The 6,000-nt window shown below is 74.3% G+C and carries 7 protein-coding genes; 4 read left to right on the top strand and 3 right to left on the bottom strand.

Annotation, left to right across the window (positions count from 1 at the left end; all coding sequences use genetic code 11):
- On the bottom strand, nt 1–337 hold a 337-nt coding region (locus JNW89_RS00530), incomplete at its 3' end, for a winged helix-turn-helix domain-containing protein (RefSeq protein WP_238447148.1).
- Between the two features lie 167 nt (nt 338–504).
- Here JNW89_RS00530 and JNW89_RS00525 point away from each other — a divergent pair.
- The 4 genes from JNW89_RS00525 to JNW89_RS00510 all read left to right on the top strand — a co-directional run bounded on the left by JNW89_RS00525 (nt 505) and on the right by JNW89_RS00510 (nt 3,847).
- Nucleotides 505–1,383, top strand: coding sequence for an alpha/beta fold hydrolase (locus JNW89_RS00525; protein WP_238447147.1), 879 nt, complete (start codon nt 505–507; stop codon nt 1,381–1,383).
- 275 nt (nt 1,384–1,658) lie between these two features.
- Nucleotides 1,659–2,810, top strand: a complete 1,152-nt coding sequence (gene hflX, locus JNW89_RS00520) for a GTPase HflX (RefSeq protein WP_238447146.1) — start codon at nt 1,659–1,661, stop codon at nt 2,808–2,810.
- Nucleotides 2,811–2,943: 133 nt separating this feature from the next.
- Nucleotides 2,944–3,534 carry a hypothetical protein gene (locus JNW89_RS00515; RefSeq protein ID WP_238447145.1) on the top strand — a complete coding sequence of 197 codons (591 nt, stop codon included), beginning with the start codon at nt 2,944–2,946 and terminating at the stop codon, nt 3,532–3,534.
- A gap of 55 nt (nt 3,535–3,589) precedes the next feature.
- Nucleotides 3,590–3,847 carry a hypothetical protein gene (locus tag JNW89_RS00510; RefSeq protein ID WP_238447144.1) on the top strand — a complete coding sequence of 86 codons (258 nt, stop codon included), beginning with the start codon at nt 3,590–3,592 and terminating at the stop codon, nt 3,845–3,847.
- Between the two features lie 113 nt (nt 3,848–3,960).
- Here the strand turns inward: JNW89_RS00510 and JNW89_RS36370 are convergent, their stop codons facing one another.
- Both JNW89_RS36370 and JNW89_RS00505 read right to left on the bottom strand, forming a co-directional pair.
- Nucleotides 3,961–4,095, bottom strand: coding sequence for a hypothetical protein (locus JNW89_RS36370; protein ID WP_255540206.1), 135 nt, complete (start codon nt 4,093–4,095; stop codon nt 3,961–3,963).
- Between the two features lie 133 nt (nt 4,096–4,228).
- Nucleotides 4,229–5,845 carry a TROVE domain-containing protein gene (locus tag JNW89_RS00505; RefSeq protein WP_238447143.1) on the bottom strand — a complete coding sequence of 539 codons (1,617 nt, stop codon included), beginning with the start codon at nt 5,843–5,845 and terminating at the stop codon, nt 4,229–4,231.
- Nucleotides 5,846–6,000 lie beyond the last annotated feature (155 nt).

Here is a 6,000-nt window from a genome sequence, read left to right as displayed (position 1 = left end):
TCGAACCGCCACGCGTCCACCGCCTCGGGGGGCGGCGCGCAACGCGTAACCGGGGGGGCGCGGTCACCAGCAGCCGGGCCGGCTGGCGCGGCGCCCGCTCCGGCTCAAGGGCCCGGCGCAGATCGGCGACGAAGGTACGGACCGCCGCCACCGCCTGCTCCGGTGGCGTCTCCCAGAGATCACCGACGAGCCGGTCCACCGACACCACCTGGCCCCGCGCGACCAGCAGGCGGGCCAGCACGGCCCGATGACGGGGACCCCGCAGCGGTACGGGCCCGCCCGCGCCGGTGGCCTGCACGGGCCCCAGCACGCCGAACGTCACCGCCGGTGCCCCCATGGCACCCACTCTAGGCAGCGCCGAGCGGGACACCGGTCGGCGGCCGGGCACTCATCCGCTGCTGATCCGCTGCTCATCGCCGCCGGTCAGGCTCGATCCCGAGGACCGGTCACGGGGCGCCGCCCCCGGCCGGTCGACGGACACCCGAACGAGCAGGAGAGTTCCCGGTGAACCCCAGGATCAACGGATTCGATCATCAGCGCGTCACCGTCGCCGACGGCGTGGCCCTGCACGCCGCGGTCGGCGGCTCGGGCAGCCCGATCGTGCTGCTGCACGGCTTCCCGCAGACCCACCTCATGTGGCGGCACGTCGCCGCCGACCTCGCCGCCGACCACACCGTCATCTGCCCCGACCTGCGCGGCTACGGCGCCAGCGACAAGCCCACGGCGACCGGCCCGGACGTGTACGCCAAGCGCACCATGGCCGACGACGTCGTCGCGCTCGCCCGCGCCCTGGGCCACGACCGCTTCGCCCTGGCCGGCCACGACCGCGGCGCCCTGGTCGCCGTGCGGGCCGGCCTCGACCACCCGGAGGCGGTCACCCACCTGGCCGCGCTCGACGTGCTGCCGACCCTGGACATGTGGGACGTCATGCGCGGCACCTCCGCCGCCGTCGGCTTCCACCTGTACCTGATGGCCCAGCCGCCCGGCCTGCCCGAGCAGCTCATCGCCGCCAGCCCGGACGCCTTCTTCGGCCACTTCCTCGACATCTGGACCCGCGACCCCGACGCCATCCCCGCCGAGGTCCGGGCGGCCTACCTGGCGGCGTCCCGGGCGGCTGTCACGTCCATCGTCGCCGACTACCGCGCGTCCGCCGGCATCGACGTGGAGCACGACACCGTCGACCGCGCCGCCGGCCGGCAGCTGCGCATGCCGGTGACCGTCCTGCAGCAGGACTGGGGTGCCGCGCTGGGCTTCGACGCCGCCGGCCGTTGGCGCGCCTGGGCGCCGGACCTGCACCACCGCACCGTCTCCTGCGGGCACTTCATGGCCGAGGAGGCGCCGGCCGAGGTCGTCAAGGCCCTCCGGGCGCTGCTGACCCGATGACCGGTGCGGGCTCCGGACGCATGGTCCCGCCCGGAGCCCGCCGGCGTCCCCGGGCCGCTCAAGTCCCGGGCCGATTCGCCCCGGGCCCGCTCCGTCCCGGGCGCTCCTCCCTGGGCCGCTCGGTCACCGGCGAGTGGGACACGATGTCCTGGCCTGGGCGGATTCGGACCTCGACGCGACCTGACGGCCGGGGTGGACGCGGCGTCGGCGGCATGGTCGGCGGCGGCCAGGGTAGGCCGCAGTCCGGCGCGAGGCGAGGCGAGGTGAGGTGGACGATGGCGGGTACCTGGTTGCTCGGTGCGGGAGCCGAGACCTCCCGGCAACGGCCGACGGCGGTGCTGGTCGCGGTGCGCGAGGACGACGGCGCGGGCGGCAACGGCCCCGGCAGTGAGGTGTCCCTGGAGGAGCTGCGACGGCTCGCCGACACCGACGGCCTCAACGTCGCCGACGCGGTGGTGCAGCACCGCCCGAAGCCGGACCCGGCCACCTTCCTGGGCTCCGGCAAGGTCGACGAGCTGGCCGCCGCCACCGAACGCGCCGGTGCCGAGCTGGTCATCGCCGACGGTGAGCTGAGCCCCGGCCAGGTGCGCAACCTGGAGGAACGGGTGGGGGTACGGGTGGTGGACCGCACCGCCCTGATTCTGGACATCTTCGCCGAGCACGCCCGCACCAGCGAGGGACGGGTGCAGGTGGAGCTGGCGCAGATCGCGTACCAGCTGCCCCGGCTGCGCGGCGACGGCCGGTCGATGTCCCGCGTCGGTGGTGGCCGGGTCGCCGGCGGCGCCGGCATCGGTGTGCGTGGACCGGGTGAGATGCGGCTGGAGACCCAGCGTCGGACGTTGCGCCAGCGGGCCACCCGGCTGCGGCGCAACGCCGGCGAGCTGGCCCGGCGGCGGGAACGCACCCGGGGCCGGCGGGCCCGCAACCAGATCCCCTCGGTGTCGATCACCGGGTACACCAACGCCGGGAAGTCCGCCCTGCTCAACCGCCTGACCGGTGCGGACGCCCAGGTGCAGGACGTCCTCTTCGCCACCCTCGACCCGACGGTACGGCGGATCAGCACCGGCGAGCTGACCTACACCGTCACCGACACCGTGGGTTTCGTCCGGCACCTGCCGCACCAACTGGTCGACGCGTTCCGCTCGACCCTGGACGAGGTCACCCGCAGCGACCTGGCGATGCACGTGGTGGACGCGTCCGCGCCCGACGCGTTCGGCCAGATCACCACGGTGCACGGCGTGCTGCACGAGATCGGCGCGGGCCAGGTGCCGGAACTGCTGGTGCTCAACAAGATCGACATTGCGCCGCCGGAGTGGGTCGACGCGCTGTGCCGCGGGTACCCGGACGCGGTGCCGGTGTCCGCGCTGACCGGTGCCGGCATCGACGAGCTGCGCCGGACGCTGGCCCGCCGCCTGGCCGGACGCTGACCGCTCGGCGGCAGCCCCCGCAGGGCGAGTTGTCCCGGAGGTAGGTGGGTCGAGGAACACCGGGTGGCGACCCCGGCGAAAGTGCTTCAATCGGGACGAAGGGCAACGTGCCCGCTGAGCGGAGGAGTGCGGGATGCAGATGACCGCGACCGACAATCACGCCGTCGCGCAGGCCGTCCACGACGTCGGCTCCGCGCTGTGGTTCGGCGGCACCGTCATGGGCGTCGCCGGCGTCAACAAGTCCGGCAGCGACCTGCAGCAGGGCATCGACCGGATCCGGGTCGCCGAGTCCGCCTGGAACCGGTTCAGCCCGGTGCAGTGGCTCGGCATCGGCGCGACCATGCTCGCCGGGTTGCGGTTGACCCAGGTCGGCGGACGCCGCATCGCGTTGCAGAAGGGATTCGGCACGGTGGGCGCGTTGAAGGCGGGGATCACCGTCGCCGGTGCCCTGGCCACCGCCTACTCGGCCTACTGCGGCAACCGGATCGGTCAGCTGGCCGAGGCGGCGCACCAGCGGGGTGACCGCCTCGAGGTGCACGACGCCACCATCCCCTCCGCGGGGACGCCGGCCGACATCGCGACGTGGCAGCGGCGCCAGCGCCTGGCGCAGTTCGCCGTGCCGGCGCTGGCCGGCGCGAACATCGTCTGCGGCTCGTACCTCGTGCAGTCCTACCGGATGGGCGCCACCGGGAAGGGTGTCCTCCGGCGGCTGTTGCCGGACTGACCCGCCGTCACGAGGCCGGCCCCGCGAGGGGCCGGCGGGGGAGAGGAGCGTCGGCATGACCGATGGACCGTTGGACGTGCCGCCGGAGGCCGACGCGGTCGAGCAGCGTCAGCCGCTGCTCGACGAGGGGCAGCCCGACGAGCCGCCGCAGCCGCAACCGGACGCCACCGAGGCCGACCTGGCCGAGCAGGGCGCCTCGGTGCCGGGGGAGCACGCGCTGCCGTCGACCTCCCTGCCGGAGGACGCCACCGCCGCCGACGCCCTGGAGCAGCGCCAGGTGGTCGGGCCGGGCGACGAGGACCGCCGGGACTGACCCGGCACCGCGGGACCGGCGGTGTGGCGAACCGGGTGACAGCCGGCTGCGCCCACCCTCGGCGGTATGCCCGGCCCTGGCTGAGCCGGTGGCGGCGCGGTCGATCGTCGCGGTCAGCGGGACTCCGCCGCCCCGGGGACGAGGTCCAGCGCGGCCAGCTGGGTCGGGTCGGCCACCACCTCGATGCCGATGATCCGGTCGGTGACGATGAAACTGAGCGCGAGCCGGACCTGCCCGTCGAACACCACCAGCGCACCCGGCGCCCCGTCGACCGTACGCGGGGGCCCCGGCAGTCCTGGGGGCTGACCTGCCCGGCGGACCGACGCGGGCGCACGCCCGCGTCCGGTCCGCCCGCCGCGCCGGCTGGCGCGGCGGTGCGGATCAGAACGGCCACTGCTCCCGGGACCCCGCCTCGACGAGCGGGATCATCGCGAATGCGGCGTCGGACAGACCGCCGAACGTCTGCCGGTTCCCGTACGTCGGCGCGTGCCCGACCCGGTAGCCGGCCAGGTTCCAGGTGTACACCGGGACCGGCGCGGGCACCGCGGCCGTGACGTCCGTCGAGCGGTGCCAGTGCGCCTGCTCGTCGGTGAGGATCACCACCCGGTCGTGCCGGTCGTAGTGCTTCCGCACCGCCTTCGCGGTCTCCGTGCCGCAGCCGTAGAACCAGCCGCCGTCCTTGAACCGGCGCACCGCCGCCAGCACCGACTCGCCCGCGACGGTGGGGAACACCTGGCTGTGGTCGGAGAAGGACACCACCGTCGCGTCCTGCGCGCGGGCGGCCAGCGCCAGGCCGAAGACGGTGGCCGCGTCCCAGCAGCGCAGCGAGCCGTCCTTGCTGAACGAGCTGGTCATCGACCCGGAGGTGTCGATCAGGATCAGGGTCCGGCCGTCCAGCGCGGGCACGTTCGCCAGCGCGTGCTGCAAGGCCTTCTCCAGCGGGTACGCCCACCGCAGGCTCGGCGCCGCGTTGTACGCCGACAGGAAACGCATCGGCAGCACCCGTGACCTGGCCACCTCGCCCGGGTCGGACAGCCGCGCCGCCACCGCCTCGGCCACCGCGTCGCTGACCCCGGCCTGGTCGAAGTTGCGCAGGTTGCGCAGCAGCGCCAGATACCCCATCGTCGGGATGATCGCCTCCCAGGCCGCGGCGTCCATCGCGCTCTGCCGCCAGCCGGCGAGCGCCTCCCAGGTCATCCCGGCCGCGGCCAGCACCGCCGGGTCGGTGACCTCGGTACGCCGCGCGACGGGCATCGCCATCAGCTCGGCCCGGGCCGCCAGCATCGTCAACGACGCGGGCAGCGGGTTGTCCCGCCGGTGCCGCCGGTCCAGCGCGTGCCGGAACAGGTCGCCCTGCCGCTCGTCCTTCGCCATCGGGTGGGTCAGGTCGATGACGTCACCGAAGCGCACGGCGCTGCCCTCGGAGTCGTACTTGAGCAGACTCCGCTCGTGGTACAGCCGCACCGCCGCGTCGGCGATGCCGCGCTTGACCGGCTTCGGCAGCGACCGGCCGTGCCGGCTGAGCCAGTACGCCAGCGCCTCACCCGGCTCGTCCGCGCGCTGCAACGCCGCGTCCACGATCGCCCGGGAACCCGGGATGCCCGCGGCGACCTGGGCCCGGGCACCCTCCAGCGCGGCCACGATGGACGCCGAGCGCAGCATCGCGCCGGTACGCAGCCACGGCACGAAACGCGCGAACCAGTCCCGGTCGGCGACGGCGACGGCGGCGACCAGCTCACGGAACCGGGCGTCCCGCTCGGCCGCGCCCTCGTAGAAGGTGTCCTCACCGACCATGTTCGACACGCCCAGCAGGAACAGCTCGGCGCGCGGCCCGCGGCGGAAACCGGGCGCGCCCTCGGCGGTGACGTACTCGTCGTCGTCCTCATGCCGGTTCCGGCGCAGCTTGAGGTTGAACTTGCCCATCGCGTCCCCCATGGAAGTCGAGCAGGAGGACGCCACCACGACGCGTACCCGAGACCGGAGTCGGCGACGGAACATGTCCGCTGCTCTGTCCGATTGAGCCAGCCACCCTGAGGTGACGGAGGACTCGAACCTCCAACCTGCGGATCCGGAAGTAACCGTCGCCTGCGCACCGGGTACGCGTGTGGTCGCGCCTCCCGAGATCGGAGCCGGTGACGGACGGTCCCTTCACC

It is taken from the genome of Micromonospora sp. 4G55 (assembly GCF_016803375.1).
This window is presented reverse-complemented; position numbering and strand designations above follow the sequence as displayed.